General features: G+C 67.1%; 22 protein-coding genes. 6 read left to right on the forward strand and 16 right to left on the reverse strand.

The window, feature by feature from the left end; translation table 11 throughout:
• Positions 1–24: 24 nt before the first annotated feature.
• The 6 genes from AC3G88_RS26945 to AC3G88_RS26970 are packed head-to-tail and all read right to left on the reverse strand — an operon-like array spanning position 25 to position 5914.
• A complete protein-coding gene (locus AC3G88_RS26945) occupies positions 25–1389 on the reverse strand; it encodes an LLM class flavin-dependent oxidoreductase (RefSeq protein WP_488894290.1) in 1365 nt (454 codons plus the stop codon).
• Between the two features lie 2 nt (positions 1390–1391).
• The gene (locus tag AC3G88_RS26950; RefSeq protein ID WP_488894291.1) at positions 1392–2306 is read right to left on the reverse strand and encodes a TauD/TfdA dioxygenase family protein; all 915 of its coding nucleotides are present in this window, start codon (positions 2304–2306) and stop codon (positions 1392–1394) included.
• A 41-nt stretch (positions 2307–2347) separates the two neighbouring features.
• A complete protein-coding gene (locus AC3G88_RS26955) occupies positions 2348–3139 on the reverse strand; it encodes an ABC transporter ATP-binding protein (RefSeq protein WP_488894292.1) in 792 nt (263 codons plus the stop codon).
• A gap of 21 nt (positions 3140–3160) precedes the next feature.
• Positions 3161–3958: an ABC transporter permease gene (locus AC3G88_RS26960; protein ID WP_488894293.1), complete on the reverse strand. Its 798-nt coding sequence runs from the start codon at positions 3956–3958 to the stop codon at positions 3161–3163.
• Between the two features lie 10 nt (positions 3959–3968).
• Positions 3969–4811 carry an ABC transporter permease gene (locus tag AC3G88_RS26965; protein ID WP_488894294.1) on the reverse strand — a complete coding sequence of 281 codons (843 nt, stop codon included), beginning with the start codon at positions 4809–4811 and terminating at the stop codon, positions 3969–3971.
• A 2-nt stretch (positions 4812–4813) separates the two neighbouring features.
• Positions 4814–5914, reverse strand: coding sequence for an ABC transporter substrate-binding protein (locus tag AC3G88_RS26970; protein WP_488894295.1), 1101 nt, complete (start codon positions 5912–5914; stop codon positions 4814–4816).
• Positions 5915–6112: 198 nt separating this feature from the next.
• Between AC3G88_RS26970 and AC3G88_RS26975 the strand changes: the two genes are divergently transcribed.
• The 3 genes from AC3G88_RS26975 (at position 6113) to AC3G88_RS26985 (ending at position 9084) form a co-directional block, all read left to right on the forward strand.
• Positions 6113–7519 (forward strand): selenium-binding protein SBP56-related protein, encoded by a 1407-nt coding sequence (locus tag AC3G88_RS26975; protein WP_488894296.1) that lies wholly within the window; start codon positions 6113–6115, stop codon positions 7517–7519.
• A complete protein-coding gene (locus AC3G88_RS26980) occupies positions 7516–8178 on the forward strand; it encodes a hypothetical protein (protein ID WP_488894297.1) in 663 nt (220 codons plus the stop codon). The genes AC3G88_RS26975 and AC3G88_RS26980 overlap by 4 nt, the downstream gene beginning before the upstream one ends.
• Positions 8179–8361: 183 nt before the next feature.
• Entirely contained in the window at positions 8362–9084 is a 723-nt protein-coding gene (locus AC3G88_RS26985; protein WP_488894298.1) for a hypothetical protein, read from the forward strand.
• Between the two features lie 70 nt (positions 9085–9154).
• Here AC3G88_RS26985 and AC3G88_RS26990 read toward each other — a convergent pair whose 3' ends face one another.
• The 5 genes from AC3G88_RS26990 to AC3G88_RS27010 form a co-directional block, all read right to left on the reverse strand.
• The gene (locus AC3G88_RS26990) at positions 9155–10039 is read right to left on the reverse strand and encodes an isocitrate lyase/PEP mutase family protein (protein ID WP_488894299.1); all 885 of its coding nucleotides are present in this window, start codon (positions 10037–10039) and stop codon (positions 9155–9157) included.
• 98 nt (positions 10040–10137) lie between these two features.
• A complete protein-coding gene (locus AC3G88_RS26995) occupies positions 10138–10455 on the reverse strand; it encodes a putative quinol monooxygenase (RefSeq protein WP_487522613.1) in 318 nt (105 codons plus the stop codon).
• Between the two features lie 21 nt (positions 10456–10476).
• On the reverse strand, positions 10477–11118 hold the full coding sequence (locus AC3G88_RS27000) for a flavodoxin family protein (protein WP_488894300.1): 642 nt from the start codon (positions 11116–11118) through the stop codon (positions 10477–10479).
• A 168-nt stretch (positions 11119–11286) separates the two neighbouring features.
• Complete coding sequence (locus tag AC3G88_RS27005; protein ID WP_488894301.1) at positions 11287–11856, reverse strand: hypothetical protein; 570 nt, start codon at positions 11854–11856, stop codon at positions 11287–11289.
• A 30-nt stretch (positions 11857–11886) separates the two neighbouring features.
• Positions 11887–12801 carry a LysR substrate-binding domain-containing protein gene (locus AC3G88_RS27010; RefSeq protein ID WP_488894302.1) on the reverse strand — a complete coding sequence of 305 codons (915 nt, stop codon included), beginning with the start codon at positions 12799–12801 and terminating at the stop codon, positions 11887–11889.
• 90 nt (positions 12802–12891) lie between these two features.
• Between AC3G88_RS27010 and AC3G88_RS27015 the strand changes: the two genes are divergently transcribed.
• Positions 12892–13659, forward strand: a complete 768-nt coding sequence (locus tag AC3G88_RS27015) for a sulfite exporter TauE/SafE family protein (RefSeq protein ID WP_487522617.1) — start codon at positions 12892–12894, stop codon at positions 13657–13659.
• Between the two features lie 30 nt (positions 13660–13689).
• Here AC3G88_RS27015 and AC3G88_RS27020 read toward each other — a convergent pair whose 3' ends face one another.
• The 3 genes from AC3G88_RS27020 to AC3G88_RS27030 form a co-directional block, all read right to left on the reverse strand.
• Positions 13690–14103, reverse strand: a complete 414-nt coding sequence (locus AC3G88_RS27020) for a hypothetical protein (protein WP_488894303.1) — start codon at positions 14101–14103, stop codon at positions 13690–13692.
• A 9-nt stretch (positions 14104–14112) separates the two neighbouring features.
• Positions 14113–14529, reverse strand: a complete 417-nt coding sequence (locus AC3G88_RS27025) for a cupin domain-containing protein (RefSeq protein WP_488894304.1) — start codon at positions 14527–14529, stop codon at positions 14113–14115.
• 65 nt (positions 14530–14594) lie between these two features.
• The gene (locus tag AC3G88_RS27030) at positions 14595–15446 is read right to left on the reverse strand and encodes a class I SAM-dependent methyltransferase (protein ID WP_488894305.1); all 852 of its coding nucleotides are present in this window, start codon (positions 15444–15446) and stop codon (positions 14595–14597) included.
• Between the two features lie 70 nt (positions 15447–15516).
• Here AC3G88_RS27030 and AC3G88_RS27035 point away from each other — a divergent pair, with 70 nt between their 5' ends.
• Both AC3G88_RS27035 and AC3G88_RS27040 read left to right on the forward strand, forming a co-directional pair.
• Positions 15517–15990, forward strand: a complete 474-nt coding sequence (locus AC3G88_RS27035) for a helix-turn-helix domain-containing protein (protein ID WP_488894306.1) — start codon at positions 15517–15519, stop codon at positions 15988–15990.
• 82 nt (positions 15991–16072) lie between these two features.
• Complete coding sequence (locus tag AC3G88_RS27040) at positions 16073–16537, forward strand: nucleoside deaminase (RefSeq protein WP_092597388.1); 465 nt, start codon at positions 16073–16075, stop codon at positions 16535–16537.
• A 69-nt stretch (positions 16538–16606) separates the two neighbouring features.
• Here AC3G88_RS27040 and AC3G88_RS27045 read toward each other — a convergent pair whose 3' ends face one another.
• Together AC3G88_RS27045 and AC3G88_RS27050 are read right to left on the reverse strand one after the other, a co-directional pair.
• Entirely contained in the window at positions 16607–17593 is a 987-nt protein-coding gene (locus AC3G88_RS27045) for a Bug family tripartite tricarboxylate transporter substrate binding protein (protein WP_488894307.1), read from the reverse strand.
• Between the two features lie 214 nt (positions 17594–17807).
• Entirely contained in the window at positions 17808–17939 is a 132-nt protein-coding gene (locus AC3G88_RS27050; RefSeq protein ID WP_488894308.1) for a hypothetical protein, read from the reverse strand.
• Positions 17940–18195: the final 256 nt, after the last annotated feature.

Consider the following 18195-nt stretch of genomic DNA (forward strand, 5'->3'; position numbering starts at 1 on the left):
GGCCCGGCCTGGGCCACCCGGCACCTATGCCACGCGCGCGTTCGGCTTTTGCCGGGTACGTCCGGCCGGCCGCGCCAGCCCCAGATGCTCGCGCAGCGTGGTGCCCGTGTATTGCTCGCGGAACAGCCCGCGCCGGCGCAGTTCCGGCAGCACCAGTTCGATGAAATCGTCGAGCCCGCCGGGCAGCCACGGTGGCATCACGTTGAAGCCATCGGCGGCTTCGCCTTCGAACCACGCCTGCAGCTGGTCGACGATCTGCGACGGCGTACCGTGGATCGACCAGTGCCCGCGTGCGGTGGCTACGCGCCGGCACAGCTGGCGGATCGTCAGCCCTTCCGCGCGGGCGACACCGGTCACCAGCTGGAAGCGGCTCTTGGCGCCATTGGGCTCCTGCAGGTTGTCGGGCAGCGGGCCGTCGAGCGGATAGCCGCTCAGGTCGATGCCGCCCAGGTGCTGCGACAGCAGTGCCAGCCCCACCGATGGCAGGATCAGGTCCTGCAGCGCCTCGAATTTTTCCTCGGCTTCGGCGGCCGTGCGCCCCACCACCGGGAAGACGCCCGGCAGAATCTTGAGCTGGTCCGGCGAGCGGCCAAACCGCGCCAGCCGGCCCTTGAGCCCGCGGTAGAACGCCTGCGCGCCTTCCAGCGACTGCTGCGCCGTAAATATCACCTCGGCGGTACGCGCTGCCAGTGCCTGCCCGGCCTCCGACGATCCGGCCTGCACGATCACGGGATGCCCCTGCGGTGGCCGCGATACGTTAAGCGGCCCACGCACCTGGAAATGCTTGCCCCGGTGGTCGAGCCGGTGCAGTTTCTCCGCCACGAAATGCACGCCGCGGGTCTTGTCATGGACCAGGGCGTCGTCTTCCCAGGTATCCCACAGGCCGGTCACCACATCGACGAATTCCTCGGCGCGCGCATAGCGGTCCGCATGCTCGGGATGCTTGTCCAGGTTGAAGTTGCGCGCCTCGGCATCGGACCACGACGTCACCACGTTCCAGCCCGCGCGGCCGCCGCTCAGGTGGTCCAGCGAGGCGAACTTGCGGGCCACGTGATAGGGCTCGTTGTACGTGGTGGAAACCGTCGCCACCAGCCCGATCCGCTGTGTGACCGCCGCCAGCGCCGACAGCAGCGTCAGCGGCTCGAACGATGCCGCGCGCGCCGTATGCGGCAACGTGGCATCGTCCATGCCGCGAATCGCCACGCCATCGGCCAGGAACAATGCGTCGAAGCCGGCCGATTCCGCGCGCCGGGCCAGCGCCGCGTAGTGCGCCAGGCTGCGGCCGGCGTCGGCATGGGCCTCGGGATGGCGCCAGCCCGCCACATGGTGGCCGGTGGCCATGACGAAGGCGCCGAGATGGAGCTGCCGTGGGGATTGCGTCTGGCTCATGGTCAGGCTGCCTTGCGTTGTTCGGCCACGGGTGCGGGCTTGACCGCACGGCTGGGCTGGCCATCGACACTGACCGGCACGTCGCCGGCGATCGTGACCCGGCGTACGATGCGGTGCGCGTCGCCATAGTCGTTGAGGGCGTAGTGCTGGGTGGCCCGGTTGTCCCAGATCGCCACGTCGCCAGCCTGCCAGCGCCAGCGCACCGTGTTTTCCAGCCGATGCACGTGGCTTTGCAGCAGCGACACCAGGTGCGCGGAATCGGCCGACGAATAGCCGAGCAGCTTCTTGACGAAATGGCCCAGCACCAGCGTGCGTTCTCCGGTCTCGGGGTGGACGCGCACCACCGGATGCTCGGTTTCATAAAGCGTGGACGTGAACAGTTCGCGATGACGGCGCGCGCCGGCATCGTCGGGCAGCGGGCGTGACGCCGCATAGTCGTAGTCGTTGGTATGCAGCGCCCAGAGCTGGTCTGCCAGCGCGCGCAGCGGCGCGGGCAGGTCGTTGTAGGCCGCAGCCGTGTTGGCCCAGACCGTATCGCCACCGGCGGCAGGCACTTTGACGGCGCGCAGCACGGATACCTGCGGATAGGCCAGGTCGAAGGTGACGTCCGTATGCCAGGAATTGGCGCGGCCGCCGTGTTGCGAGTCGAGTTCGAGCAGGACCGTGCCGTCGCGCGACGGTACCGTGGGGTGCGGCACCGGTGTGCCGAACAGCTTGCCGAAGGCCTGTTGCGAGGCGTCGTCGAGATGTGACTGCTGGCGGAAGAACAGCACCTTGTGGCGCAGCAGCGCGGCGCGAATGGCGGCGAACGTGGCGGGCGGCAGGTCGCCATCGAGGCGGATGCCGCGCACTTCGGCGCCAATGCGTCCCGCTACGGGGTGGATATCGAGTTCGACCTGTGGCTGGGTTTGCGTCATGGAAGGCTCCGGGTACAAGTAGGGCAGTGAATGGGCAACGTTCAATGGGACAGCGCGGCCTGGGCGCCGGGCGTGGCATGCAGCGCGCCAAATTCGCGCATCACCTGTTCGCGGGCCTGCGCGAACGCGGGCGAGGCCCGGTCGCGCGGATGGGGCAGGCCGATCGGCAGCACGCTGCGGATGCGGCCGGGCCTGGGTTCCATGATGACGACGCGGTCGCCCAGGAACACGGCCTCTTCCACATCGTGCGTGACCAGGATCATCGTGATGCCTTCGGCCTGCCAGATGCGCTGCAGCTCGTGCTGCAGGTGCGCGCGCGTGATGGCGTCCAGCGCGCCGAACGGCTCGTCCAGCAACAGCACTTCGGGCCGCGTCACCAGCGCGCGGGCAATGGCCACGCGCTGCGACATGCCGCCCGACAGCTGGTACGGATACGCGTTCTCGAAGCCTTGCAGCCCGACCAGTTCGATATGCGACTGCACCGTGCGGAACCTGTCGCCTTCGCTGAGCTTGCTGTTGATCAGCGACAGCCCGATGTTCTGCGACACGGTCAGCCACGGAAACAGGCGATGCTCCTGGAACACGATGCCGCGCTGCAGGCTGGTGCCAGCCACGCGCTGCCCGTCCAGGCGGATGTCGCCGCGATAGTCGTCTTCGAGTCCTACCACCAGCCGCAGCAGCGTGGACTTGCCGCAGCCGCTGGCGCCGACGATGCTGACGAACTCGCCGGGGGCGATCGATAGCGATACATCGTCGAGAACGGGCAGGGTCTTGCCCTTGACGTCGTAGTGCTTGTGCAGATGGCTGATGTCGAGTGTGCCGGCGTGTGGCATGAGGTTCTCCGGGATGTCAGTTCAAGCGGCTGCGACCGAACGGCCGCGCCAGCGCAGCAGACGGGCTTCGATGCGTGCGGCGATCCAGTTCAGCGTGAAGCCGACCAGGCCCACGACGATCACGCCAAAGAGGACGAGGTCCATCCAGAAGTTCTCGCGGCCGTCGATCATGGTGTTGCCGATGCCCTTGCCCGCCACCAGCAGGTACTCGGCGCCGAGCGTGGCCAGCCACGCGTAGATCAAGGCCAGATGGATGCCGGCGAAGATCGACGGGGAGGCGGCGGGCAGCACCACGCGCCGGAACGTCTGCCAGCGCGAGAAGCGCAGCACGCGGGCCACTTCGAGCAGATCGGCCGGCACCGCGCGGATGCCTTCGAACGTGTTGAGCACGACCGGGAAGAAGGCCGCCAGCGACAGGAAGACCACCTTGGCCGCATCGCCCAGGCCGAACCAGACAGAAATCAGCGGACTCCACGCGAACAGCGAGATCTGCTTGACGGTGTGGAACGTCGGCCCGACAAGCTTCTCGAACAGCCGGGACAGCCCCAGCGCCGTGCCGAACGCGAGGCCCGCGGCGGTGCCGATGGCGAAGCCGGCAAGGTCGCGCCACAGGCTGGCCTGCAGCGCGACGAACAGCTTGCCGGTGGTCACCTGATCCACGGCGGTGGCCCAGACCTTCGACACGGGGACCAGCAGCGGCGACGTCGACCAGCCGAAGCGCACCGCGGCCCACCAGAGCAGGATCATCGTCAATGGCAGTACCCAGCCGCGCAGCGCACGGGGGATGCGGAGCCTCCTGCGGATAGCCAATCCGGTCATGGGCGGCTCCTCAGAAGCCTGGCTTGCGCCAGCGCAGCACGGCCTGCTCGGCCAGCGCCAGTGCCTTGTCGAGCGTGAAGCCGACCACGCCGACAACGATCACCGCGGCGATGACCATGTCGAGCTGGAACAGCTGGCGCCCGTACACGATCATGTAGCCGAGCCCTTCCGACGAGGCCAGCAGTTCCACCACCACGAGCGCCAGCCACGCATGGGTCAGGCCGTATCGCACGCCGTTCCAGATCGGCGCCGCGGCGGCCGGAAAGACCACGCGCGAGAGCGTCTGCCAGCGCGTGAGCTTCAGCACGCGTGCCACTTCCAGATAGCGGGTGGGGACGTTGTGAATGCCCTTGTACGTGTTGATCGCGATGGGCACCAGCGCAGCCTTGGCGATCAGGATGATCTTCAGCGCCTCGTCGATGCCCACCAGCAGCATCAGCAGCGGCAACCAGCCCAGCACCGGCACCTGGCTGAAGGCCTTGAACGTGGGATAGACGTAGTCGCGAAAGCGCGGCGACAGGCCCATCGCCGCACCCAGTGCCAGGCCACCAGCCAGCCCGACGGCAAAGCCACCGGCCACGCGCAGGGCGCTGACCTGCAGGTTCGACCAGAGGTCGCCGCTGCGATACAGGTCTTCCAGCGTGGCCAGCACGGCATCGGGCGCGGGCAGCACCTGCGGTGGAATCCATTCGAAGCGTGCGGCCAGATACCAGAGCCCGAGCAGCGCCAGCGGCACGGGCCAGGCCAGCAGCGTGGCGGTCAGCCAGTCGCGCCGCCATGCAGATGCGGCAGATGCTGCCGACGCGGATTGCACCGCAGAAGGCACGTTGATTGCAATCGGTTGGGCGGCCATGGTCACGCTCCCAGGATCTTGCCGTCAGGTTGATAGATGGGCCAGTAGCTCTGCAGGTGCAGGTCGTTGAGCGCGGTCTTCAGGTATCGCTGGTCGATCCATTGGTCGACATCGAACCGTGCACGGCTCAGGCGGAAGCGATAGGCCTGCTCGCTGGCATCCTTGTACCGGGAGACCAGGAACGGGTCGAAGTTCGGGTTCAGGCGTACGCGCAGCGGTTCACCGTCGAAATCCTCCTTCCAGTGGTCATAGGGCGTGCCGGCGCGGGCCCAGGTACGCAGCACCTCCTCGCGGTGGCTTTCGTCGGACGCCCAGCGGGCCGCCTCGACGGCGGTCTTCACGAACTGCTGCGTGGCCTCGGGATAGCGGTTGCTGAAATCCTCGGTCACCAGCACATGGCTCTGGCGCGTGTAGATTGGTGACTGGTTCTTGCTGCTGTACAGAATGCGTACGGCACCCTTGTCGCGCAGGCGCAGGATGTCCATGGCGCCAATCGCCGCGTCGATGTCGCGCGTGGACAGCGCAGCCAGATAGCCGGCCGTGTCCAGGTTGAGCAGCCGCACATCCTTTTCCGTCAGACCGTTGGCTTCCAGTAGCCGTAGTGCCGGCAGATGCATGTTGGTGCCCTTGAACAGCGACACGCGCTTGCCGCGCAAGTCGGCCACGGTCTTCAGCGGCGAATCGGGCGGCACGCCGATATAGATATTGGCGCGTACGCCCGTAGCCAGCACCAGCCTGGTCTTGAGCCCCGCCGCCCGGGCCACGATGGCGGGCAGGTCGCCCTGCAGCGCGAAGTCGAGCTGGCGGTTGGTCAACGCCTCGTTGACCGCCGGGCCGGCGCCCTTGAAGAAAAACCACTCCACGCGGGTGCCGGCTGGCTTGAAGGCTTCCTCGAACCAGCCCCTGGCATGCGCGATCGCCAGCGAACTGCCGGCAAACGTTGGCGGCGTGCCGGTGGCCGGCTGCGCCACGCCGATGCGGATCACATCGGGGCGGGCGCTGGCCGCTGCGCCGAACGTGGAGAACAGCGCGGCGGCGCCAAGGCCGTGGCGGGCGATGCCGCGCAAGGCGGCGCGGCGCGCGGGATTGTGGGACAGGGACATCGGGGCGCATGGTTGTGATCGGACGGACCAAGATAAGCGCCCTTGCCGCCGGGGCCGAAGGAATGAATTCGTTGCGCCATATCCGATGTGACGGCATATGGGCATGCGGATATCTTCGTTACCGCTGCGGGGGGCAGGCGCCTATGCTGGTAGATCGCACCGACGCACTTTGACCCCCGACGTCAAGGAGGTTTCACCATGAACCTGCGGCCCGATCCGACCTTCCACGCATCGCCACGGCTCGCGATGCAAGCCCCGGCGGAAGCCTACGCGTACACGCTGCTGCTGAGCCCCGATGGGTCGCAGCCCGAGGCGCTGGCCGTCGTCGACGTCAATCCCGATTCGCCGCGCTACGGCACCGTCGTCCACACGGTGCCGATGACGGGGCGTGGCGACGAACTGCATCACTTCGGCTGGAACGCCTGTTCGTCCGCACTCTCGCCGCTGACCGGGCATGCGTTCCTGGAGCGGCGCTTCCTGATCATTCCCGGCATGCGAAGCTCGCGCATCTATGTGGTGGATACGAAGCCGGACCCCACCCAGGCCAAGCTTCACAAGGTCATCGAGCCAGAGGAAGTCTTCAGCAAGACCGGCTATTCGCGGCCCCATACCGTGCATTGCGGGCCGGAAGGCGTGTATGTGAGCACGCTTGGCGGCGCGGGCCCCGATGGCACCGACGGCGCACCCGGCATCTTCATCATGGATTGCCAGACGTTCGAAGTGCTGGGCCGCTGGGAGATCGACCGCGGCACGCAGGACAAGCACTACGACTTCTGGTGGAACCTGCCGCGCGACTACATGGTGTCGAGCGAATGGGCGCTGCCGCCGCAGTTCGAGCGCGGCCTGGTGCCCGAGGATCTGCTGGCCAACCGCTACGGGCACCGGCTTCATTTCTGGGACCTGCGCGGGCGGCGCAACGTGCAGACGATTGACCTGGGCGCGCAGCACCAGATGGCGCTGGAGGTGCGGCCCGCGCACGATCCGGTGCGCGAGTACGGGTTTGTCGGCGTGGTGGTCGATACCACGAACCTGGAGGGATCGATCTGGACATGGTGGCGCGAAGGCGGCAAGTTCCATATCGAGAAGACGGCCACGATTGCACCCGAGCCCGCGTCGCCGGACGATCTGCCCCCGTTGCTGAAGGGCTTTGGCGCGGTGCCGCCGCTGGTGACGGACATCGATCTGTCGCTGGACGACCGCTTTCTCTATGTGTCGTGCTGGGGCACGGGCGAAATGCGGCAGTACGACGTCAGCGATCCGCGCAAGCCCAGGCTGGCCGGATCGGTCCACCTTGGCGGCATCGTCCGGCGCACGCCGCACCCCGACGGCTCGCCGTTCGCGGGCGGCCCGCAGATGGTGGAGATCAGCCGTGACGGCCGCCGCGTCTACTGGACCAATTCGCTGTATTCCACCTGGGACGACCAGTTCTATCCGGACGGCGTGCCCGGCACGCAGGTAATGGCGCATGCCGGGGCCGATGGGGGGCTGACGCTCGACGAACGTTTCCGGGTCACGTTTCCCGATGGTTATCGGGCCCACCAGATCCGGCTGGAAGGCGGCGACTGCTCGACCGATTCGTTCTGCTATCCGTCGGTGGGCGCTTGACTGCCAACTGGGAGCAGGCCGGGCTGTGGGCCGCCGTGCTGGCCAGCGGCCTGTACCACGGGCTCAATCCGGCGATGGGATGGCCGCTTGCGGTGTCCGGGGCGCTGATCACGCGCAGCGCGCACATGCTGCCGATGTCGCTGGGCTACCTCGGTGCCGGGCATGCACTGGCCATTCTGGCGCTGACGTTGCCGTTCGGGCTGCTGGTGTCGCTGGCGGCGTGGGAGACGCAGATCCGCCTGGCTGCCGGCGTGATGGTGGTGGCCTATGGCATTGCGCTACTGGTCTGGCGCCGTCACCCGCGCGCGCTGGCGCGCATCCCACCGTCACGGCTGGCCTTCTGGTCGTTCGCCGTCGCCCTCGCCCATGGGGCAGGGCTGATGCTGGTGCCGATCTACCTCGGACTCTGCGCCGCGCGCGGCGATGCCGGACACGCAGCGGCCGGCGCGCTGGCGTTCGGCAATGCCGGCACTGCCGTGCTGGTGACGGCCCTGCACACCATGGCGATGCTGGCCACTGGCGGCGGCCTGGCATGGCTCACGTTCCGCTACCTCGGCCCGCAGTTCGTCGCGCGCAGCTGGTTCAATCTCGACGCGGTGTGGGCGCTCAGCCTGGTGCTGGTGGGCGGTGCATCGCTGGCACTGCTGGCAGTGGATTGATTTGTCGCCCGAGTGCGTTGTCGTTTGATCTCACTCCATCACGGATATCGGCTGTTCCGTGATGCAATAGCCGCGCGGCTGGGGTGATGTTCGACAGGTCGCGAGAGCCCCTGTATCGATGATGAGCAGGACAACAAGAAGCGACAGTGCACGGTTCGGTGCCTATACGAATATTCTCAAAACATGAATTCGCTGATTTCCGCAGTGGGGGCTTTTGCGCCGCAGGCGCAGGATGCAGGTCTGACCGTCAGTCAACTTACTGTCGCCGGCATCCTGGCCGCGGCGATCGTGGGCATCGTGCTGGGCGTCATGACCTACATGGCCGGTCACAACCGCGATATCGTGCATGCGGAGTTCAAACCGTTGGTGGCAAGGCTGGATGGCGTCGACAAGCATCTTGAGCAGATTGATATCCGTCTGGACGTCATGGATACCCGTTTCGACAAGATCGATATCCGTCTGGACAAGATGGACGACCGTCTCGACAAGATGGATGACCGTTTCGACAAGATCGATATCCGTCTGGACAAGATGGACGACCGTCTCGACAAGATGGATGACCGTTTCGACAAGATCGATATCCGTCTGGACAAGATGGACGACCGTCTCGACAAGATGGATGACCGTTTCGACAAGATCGATATCCGTCTGGACAAGATGGACGACCGTCTCGACAAGATGGATGACCGTTTCGACAAGATCGATATCCGCCTCGACAAGATGGATGACCGTTTCGACAAGATCGATATCCGCCTCGATAAGATGGACGACCGCTTCGACAAGATGGACAACCGCTTCGACAAGATGGACGAGCGGATGGACAGGATGGAAGTCAAACTCGACAAGGTGGCGGACGACGTTGGCGTGCTAGTGCAGGTAGTGACGCGGCTGGTGGAGAACCGGTAACGCCAGCGGAAGGTGTTGTCGTCCGGCGCACCGGTGTCATTGGCCAGCTACGGCTGACACCCAGGCATGGTCAGTCGTCGCTCTTGTAGCGGCCGTCGAGTTCGTCGTACAGCGGCTTCCTGACCAGCCGCTGCCGCTCGCCGAATGGCGCGACGATGGCCGGGTCTTCGGTCATCTGGCCGTTGGTCTGCAGCATGTCCAGCGCCTGCTGCATCCCCCGTACGGCACCTTGCAGCGCGGCATTGGCGTACAGCACCAGGCCGTAGCCCAGACGCTCCAGCGCGTCGCGGCCCTGCACTGGCGTCTTGCCGCCGATCACGATGTTGATCAGCAGCGGCGTACTGAACAGCCCGGGCAGCCGTTCGATGTCCTTGATATCCTCGATGGCTTCCAGGAACAGGATGTCGGCGCCGGCTTCGGCAAAGCGGTGGCCGCGATCGATGGCGTCGTCGAGGCCGTGCACGGCGGCGGCGTCCGTGCGCGCCACGATCAGGAAGTTGGGATCATCGCGCGCATCGGTTGCAGCACGGATCTTGCCGACCATCTCGCCCGTGCTGACGACCTGCTTGCCGGCGAAGTGGCCGCACTTCTTCGGCATGACCTGATCTTCGAGCTGGATGGCATCGGCGCCGGCGCGTTCCAGCGTCCGCACGGCGTGGTGAACGTTCAGCGCGTTGCCGAAGCCGGTATCGGCATCCACCAGCAGCGGCAGGTCGACGGCATCGCGCACGCGGGCGGTGTGCTCGGCCATGTCGCTCAGGCCGATGAAGCCCAGGTCGGGCAGGCCGAACGACATGTTGGTAACGCCGGCGCCGGTCAGGTACAGGGCCTGGAAGCCAAGGTCTTCGATCACGCGCGCACTCATGGCATTGAATGCGCCGGGCATCAGCAGCGCCTTGCGCGTTGCCACCTGCTGCCGGAAGGCCTGTCTGCGGGAAGATGCTTTGGAGGTCATGGGGGGGGCTCCAGTCTGGCCGGGATGCCGGCGGGCATCCCGGGTGCGCACGTAAAAGGGGGGGCGCGCAATGCAGGCTGAAGATTACACCTTGGCGATCAACGCTTCAGGTATTCCTTGAGCGGGTCGAGCCATTCGATGGTGCGCGGTGCCTTGAGCAGCGTGGGCAGCGCGGCTTCGTACGCCTGCCGGTACGGCTTGGCCAGATGGCGGGTGCGGAAGTCCTCGGCCGAGCAGGCCCAGGTTTCATAGACCACCAGCGTGTCCGGGTCGTCGCTGGACCGATGCAGGAACGTGTTGATGAAATCGGGCTCGCCGGCCATGGTCTCCAGCACTTGATGCAACTGGGCCTGCAGGGCTTCGCGATGCTCCGGCTTGCCCGGCAGGCGGACGATGAACGAGGTGATGTGGGGCATGTGGGTTCTCCGGGCGGCGAATCAGGCAGCGGCCTTCAGTTCGACGACTCGCCCGGTGTCCAGCGCCGCCAGCGCGGCGCGGCCGGCCTTCAGTTCGCGCGCGACTTGCGCCACGCGTGCGCCCAGGTGCTCGGCAGTACGCAGGTCGGCAGGCGGCGGGCCCATTTCGGCGCTCACGTCGGCATCGGACTGCGCGGCGGCACCGATGAAGAAGCCGTGGCGATTCAGAGTGTCCTCGGTCGTGGTCGAGCTGTTGTGCCCGGAGGACAGGCCCAGGTTGACCCAGTGCATCTGGTGCTGGGCGGCAAAGATCGCCATTTGTTGCAGCGTGACGAGCTTGTCGCCCGAGCGTGACGCGGCGTTGGTGAAGCCGGCGGCCACCTTGTTGGCCCAGCGGAAGCCCTTGGCGAACACATTGCGCGACGTGGCATCCATGAACATCTTGAACTGTCCGGACGCGCTGCCCATGTAGGTCGGCGCGCCAAAGATGATGGCGTCCACTTGCTCAAGCTTGTCCCAGTACTGGTCGATTTCGTCGACGCTGATCAGCAGCGCGGTGGTGTCTGCCGTGCCCGCCGCACCGCGTGCCATGGCTTCTGCCTGCTTGGCGGTATGGCCGTAGCCGCTGTGGTAGACGATTGCAACCTGGGTGGGGGTGGTCATTTCTGGCTCCGGATGAGAGGAAGGTGAAGCCAGTATGGTCGGGGCGACCTGTTCCCGGTAGGCACAGGTACGGAAAAGGATTTTCAACCAAAAGTTGAAGTGGCGAAGCGTCCACCAAAGCGCCGGGCCGTCACCCGTGGTCGGCCGACGGCGCTGTGGCGGTCGTCGTCAGAGTGGCGCCGGCACTGGCGCCTTTGCCGGCGCCGCAGGCTGGGCCGGTGCCGGCGCTGACGCGGCCTTGTCCGAGTTGCTGTTGTAGGCAAAGTAGCGCGCCTTGGCGCCCTTGCCCCAGTACGCCACCGTGAACTGCTTGCCGTCGCGGGCGTAGAGCAGTTCCAGGCTGCCATTGGACGCCGCCCATTCCGCGTAGCCGTTCTGGGCGTTGGGTTCGGTCTTGCGCTTCGATTCGTAGCGGGCGTCGAGCTTGTGGGTCACGTCGTCGAGGGCGGTGCGGTCGAACGTCAGCGTCACCAGCGTCACCAGATCCTGGCCGTCGCAGTTCACCACCGCACGGGTCAGGCCCGGCAGGTTGAAGCGTTCCAGGCGCTTCAACTCGAATGCGTCGCCGCCGGCCCATGGCGCCGCGCCGGTCCTTTCGCGATTCGGGCCCGGCGTCAGCCGTGCACACGAGGTCTTGCCAAGCTCCAGGCCCAGCGGGGCGGCCACGCCGCCAGCGGTGGGCTGGGCCTGGGCGACGGATGCCAGCCCGACGGCGGCCAGCAGGATCAGGGTCTTCATGGGAATGCTTCCGAACGATGTCGCAAGATTTTACGGCTTTCCGGCGGTCGGACTTGAGGCGTCGGGCTCGCCTGTGCCGATCAGTTGGCGCGCCAGTAGACCCGCGTGCGGTGTCAGCGCGCCAAAATCGCGCGCGCACAGGAACAGCCTGCGCGTGGCCCACGGTTCCGACAGCGGCAGGATGGCCAGGCCGTGCGGCATCGACCTGGCCAGCGCGCTGGACACGATCGAGATGCCGATCCCGGCATCGACCAGCATCGCCACATGTTCCACGTTGCGCAGTTGCACGCGATAGTGCAGCTGGTGCCCCAGCCGCGACGCGCGCTCGGCCAGGTGCGTTTCCAGTGCCGTGTCCGCCATGCCCACGATCGGCTCGCCGATGATGTCGGCGAATGCCACGGCCGGCTGCGTGGCGATCCGGTGCTGGCGGCCGGCCACCACCACGAGCTGGTCCTCGGCGATGCGGTGTGTCTGCAGGTTCCCGAAATCGGCAAAATCGGCCACGATACCGAGTTCGGCGCGTCCCTCCACCAACGCCTGGACGATCTCGGGGCTCGGGCGTTCGCCCAGGTCGATCGACAGGTCAGGATGCGCGGCCAGGAAGCGGCGCAGGTGCGGCGGTAGGAACGACGCCAGCGCGGCAGTGTTCGACAGCAGGCGGATACGGCCCTTGAGGCCCGTGGCATAGCTGCGTAGCTCGCCATGCATCTGCTCGACCTGGCCAAGGATGGACCGCGCGTGCCGCACCAGTGCCTCGCCGGCAGCCGTTGGGCTCACGCCGCGCCGGTCGCGCTCCAGCAATGGCGCCCCCAGCGTGGCCTCCATGCCGGCAATCCGTTCGCTCACGGACGCCAGGGCCAGATGCATCGACCGGGCACCCTGGGTCAGGCTGCCGCATTCCACCACGCTCAGGAACAGCCGCAAATCGGTCAGGTCGAAGCGCACCCCGTCCTCCTCCAGCTTTCGGTTTTGCCGAAGTCTAGCACCGGAAAAGCCAGATTGCGGGTGCCCGGCACGATGGCTAGGATTCGCTCCATGGACCCAATTCTTCTGGTTTTTGGCGCGGGATTTGTTGCCGGTGCGATGAACGCCCTGGCGGGTGGCGGCTCGTTCGTGAGCCTGCCCGCCATGATTGCCGCCGGTGTGCCACCGGTTCAGGCGAACACATCGAGCACGGTCGCGCTGTTTCCGGGCGGCCTGGCCAGCGCCTGGGCCTATCGCGACGGGCTGGGCCCGGTGGGCGCGGTATCGCTGCGCACGCTGCTGGTGGCCACGCTGTGTGGCGGGTTTGTCGGGGCGATGCTGCTGCTGCGTACGTCGTCGGCCGCGTTCACGTTCGTGCTGCCGTGGCTGCTGCTGATCGCCTGCGTCGCGCTGGCGTTCGGGCGGCAATTGGGCGAGGCGCTGCGCGCGCGCTGGCGCATCCATGCGCACGCGGTGCTGGCGGTGCAGTTCGGGCTGGGAGTCTACGGCGGCTATTTCGGTGGGGCGGTCGGCATCATGATGATTGCGATGTGGGGCCTGCTGGACAGCCGCGACCTCAAGAACCTGAACGCGCCGCGCACGCTGATGGTCAGCGCGGCCAATGCCGTGGCCGTGATCGCGTTTATCGTGGCGAACGCGGTGCGCTGGCCGGAAACGGTTGCCATGCTGATTGGGGCGGTGCTGGGCGGATATGGCGGCGCACTGCTTGGCCGCATGACGCCGCCGCGCGTGGTGCGGGCCGGCACGCTGCTGGCCACGTCGTGCATCACGCTGGCGTTTTTCGTGAAGACCTACGCGCCGGCGCTGATGCATCGATAGCCGGCTGCGGCCCTGGGGCCGCAGCGCCCGTCAGTCCACCTGCTCGATCAGCGCCGCGTCCATCATCGCGATGGTCAGGCCGGCCAGCAGGGCGAGGGCCGAGGCGATGAACCAGCGGACGGTCCTGCGATACTCGGGAATGCTGTCGTCTTCCACGCGCAGCGCGCGGAATAACGCAAGGATCTGCAACGCCACCGCCAGAATCAGGCATGCCGCCGCCGCGAGTGAGCCCCGGCTCCAGTAGCCCGGGCTTTCGAACCCCCAGAAGCGCCAGAACGCCAGCGAAAACCCCAGCAGCACCGTGATCGCCGTGATGATGCCCTGCCGGAAGCCCGACGGCACGGTGGGCGGCAGCGGCGCCGGTGGCGGCAACGGCGGCCGGGACGGTGATGCCGGCGGCGCAGTACCGTCCTGCCGTGGATCGGGGCCGATGTCGGACGGCATTCGCTGCGCCTAGCGGCCGGGCACCGGCATTTCCACCATGGCCAGCGTGGCGATATTGCCGCCGATCACCCGGCTGCGATGGCCCTTGCCGCCCGTGTCGTCGAGTAGCAGCGTACCGCCGGGCACCAGTGCGCGGCGCTCGCCGTCTGAGGTCTCGAACTCCATTTCGCCGTCGAGCAGGAAGATCCACATGCGCACCGGCGCCGGGTGCAGGTCGCCCACCCAGCCGGTGGGCACCACCAGGAAGCCCTGCCGCACCGCCTCGTCCATGCGTGACACCCAGAACGGCGGTGCGGGCGGGGCAAAACTGCGCTCGGCCATGTCGAACGACAGCGCGCCGAAGTGGGATTCGCCGGCGTCATCGGCATAGATGCGTCCGAACGCCAGCGTCGAATGGCTGACCGGGTGTTCCGTGGATGCGGCCATGGTTTGCCCCCCGTCGTGCGCGCGATGATGTACCCAGTCTAGTCGCGCCGCCGGGAGCTGCAACATCAGTCTCCGGCCTGCGCGTCGATCTGCCAGCACGCGGCCGTGTAGCGCACCGTGTCGCCCTGCACGAACGGCGCGAAGGCGGCACGCACGGTCTGGATGACCCGCGCGCGGGTGGCTTCGTCTGCCGTCAGCAGTCGCTGGCCCACCGAACCGAGCCAGCCAATGTAGCGGGTCAGATCCGACTCGGGCAGTTCGCACGGCACGTCGATGGGGCGAATGTCGATGCCGGACCATCCGGCTTGCGCCAGGATCGCGGCCACACGTTGCCGGTCGGCAAAGGCGAACTGCCCCGGGGCGCCGGGCTGGCGCACGGGCAGGTCGGGCAGCAGCGGGGCGGCGGCACGCTCGCCCGTGGTCATGAACGCATTCTCGGCCGGGCTGCGCCAGGCGATGGCGCGCATCGTGGCGCCCGGCCGCGCGGCACGGCGCAGGTTGGCGAAGGCCGCCACGGGGTCGTCGAAGAACATGACCCCGAAGCGCGACGCGAAGTGGTCGATGCTGGCCGGTGCGAACCGGTGGGTTTGCACATCGGCCTGGACAAAGCGTGCCGCCACGCCAAGGCGCGCGGCGCGTTCGCGTGCCATGTCCAGCATCGGGGCCGAAATGTCGACACCGACACATTCGCCCCGGTCGCCCAGGCGCTGCGCGATGGCCAGCGAGGTGGCGCCGGTGCCGCAGCCGATATCGAGCACGCGCCGATGTCCTTCACCGGCCGGCAGGGCATCCAGCAGGATCGGTTCGAATGGCTGGAACATATGGTCCAGCAGGGTCTGGTTCACGACCCAGGCACGGCCGCCCGTACCGTTCCAGAGGGTGCTCTGGTCGCTGTTGGTCTGCGGATTGGCAATCATCGTGCGTTCTCGCGGGTTCTCCAGGAAGGGAAGCTACACTGTGCCAGTTCAAGTCCACTTGAGGTCAAGGGTGAATCCGCTCGACATCGCAGACGTGGCGCGGCAATCGGGCGTACCGGCGTCCACGCTGCGCTACTACGAGGAAAAAGGCCTGATCGCGTCCACCGGGCGGCGTGGCTTGCGCCGCCAGTATGCCCCCGATGTGCTGGACCGGCTGGCGCTGGTGGCGCTGGGGCGGGCGGCGGGATTTTCGCTGGACGAGATTGCCGCCATGCTGGCCCGCGACGGCCAGGTACACATCGACCGCCGCAAGCTGGCCGCCAAGGCCGACGACCTCGACCGCACGATCCGCCAACTCGTGGCGATGCGCGACGGCCTGCGCCACGCGGCGGCCTGTCCGGCGTCGGCCCATATGGATTGCCCGACGTTCCGGCGCATCCTGCGCGCGGCCGCCAAGGGTGTCATCGGCGAGCGGAGCCGGCCGGCCCTGCCGCGCAAGCCGCCCCGCACGGCACGCTCGCCGGACACGGCTTCCGGCCGGTGAAGCGCACCCGCGCCGCGCTGGATACAGCCGGCAAGCGGTTATCATCGGCGCCTGCGTTTTACGGAGACCGGACATGTCGAATATGTCGAATGCACAGCAGTACCTGCGCGAAGCCATCCGCCTGGCGCAAGCCAACATGCAGGCGGGCGGGCGCCCGTTCGGCGCGGTGATCGTCCGCGACGGCGAAGTCCTGATGACCGCCGTCAACGAGATCCACAAGACCAACGATCCCACGTCGCACGCCGAACTGAACGCGATTCGCGCCGCCAGCCACAAGCTGGGTACGCCCAGCCTGGCCGGCTGTGCCGTGTATGCCAGCGGCCATCCGTGCCCGATGTGCATGGCGGCCATGCGGCTGGCGGGCGTGACCGAGGTGGCGTACGCCTATTCGAACGACGATGGGGAGCCGTTCGGCCTGTCAACGGCGGCCATCTACGCGGATCTGGCCAAACCGTTCGCCGAACAGTCGATGAAGATCCAGTACCTGCCCGTGCGGCTGGAAGGTGAGGCGGATCTGTATGCGGAGTGGAAGCGGCGGCAGGGTTAAGCGCGTTGCCGCCGCCCCAAGGCCTTCTCCCGCGCGGCGGGAGGGGCGTCGCGACGGGCGCCGCGGCGATCAGTCCAGCGTGATCTTGCCCGCCTTCACGATTTGCGCGTAGCGCGTGGTGTCGCGCTCGATCAGCTTGCGGAACTCTTCCGGCGTACCGCCCACCGGGATAAAGCCCAGTTCGGTAAGCTTCCTCGCCACGCCGGCGCTGCGCGTGGCGGCGGCGATTTCCCTGGCCATGCGGTCGATCACCGGCTGCGGCGTGCCGGCCGGGGCCAGCAGGCCCGTCCACGAACTCATCACGAAGCCGGGGAAGCCCGATTCCTCCATCGTCGGAATATTCGGCTCGCCGGGCCAGCGCCTGGCCGATGCCACGGCCAGCACGTTGATCTTGCCTGACTTGACGTGAGGCATCGGCACCAGCAGCGGGTCGAAGGCCACCGACACCTCGCCGGACACCAGTGCCGGCAGGATCGGCGCGCTGCCGTTGTACGGCACGTGCGTCATCTTGACCTTCGATTCCATCGCCAGCCGTTCGCCGGTCAGGTGCGCCGAGCTGCCGACGCCGCTGGAGCCGAACGTCAGCGTGTCGGGGTGCTTCCTGCCGTAGTCCACCAGTTCGGCCACGGTCTTGACCGGCACCTTCTTGCTGGCGAACAGGAACAGCGGCAGCTCGGCCATTTCCGCCACCGGGGTCAGGTCCGACGGCTTGTAGCTGAGCTTGGAATACAGCGACATGTTGGCGCTGTATGCGGCCAGCACCGACACGAAGGTGTAGCCATCGGGTGCCGAACGCGCGGCCACGCCCACGCCCAGCGTACTGTTGGCGCCGGGCTTGTTCTCGATGATGATGGGCTGGCCCAGGCTCTGCGAGACGCGCTCGAAGACCACGCGCGACACGGTGTCGGTGGAACCGCCCGGCGTGTAGGGCACGATGACCTTGATCGGCTTGGTCGGCCAGGCATCGGCGGCCAGGGCGCCATGGGCGGTGAACATGGTGGCGATGGCAACAGCCATCCCGCACGCCACGCGTGCGGCTTGATGCTTGATACGCACTACATCTCCTTCACTGATATTCTTCCGCGCCCGGTGGCATCGCCCCGGGGCTCTATGGCCGGGCAGGGCCCGGCTTCGCGGATTATCGGTGAGGAAATCTGCAGCCGAAGTCAGGGTCAGCCCCGGTTTTGCGAGGCACTGTGCGATAGCCGCGCCGATGCCGTGGTAGACGTGCTGCAGGGCAGGCCGCCATCATGACACAGCGCCGCGGCGGTCAGTCGATGCGTGCCCCGGCCCTGACCACGACAGGCTTCCAGGCCTGGTACTCGGCCACCACGAACTTGCCGAACGCATCCGGCGCCAGGTTCATGGCCTCGGCCCCTTGCTGCGCGAGCTTGTTGCGCATGTCCGGCTGCTGGGCGAGGGCGGTTTCAAGAAGCGGATTACGCGTATGAGATGGCGCGCCAGTGGGCGCTGCAGCGCAAGTAGTTCGGCCGCCTGCTGTGCGAGTTCCAGGGCCTGCGGTGGAAGTTCACCTGCGCTGCCGCGGCTGGATGATCGCCGGTGGTTCGATCGAGATCCTGAAAAATCGCATCGCCGAATCGGTATTCGAACGCACGTTCTCCCAGCGGCCTTGAGCGGCCCCTTGCCGCGTGTTGGGC

It is taken from the genome of Cupriavidus sp. 86D6, from assembly GCF_057815095.1.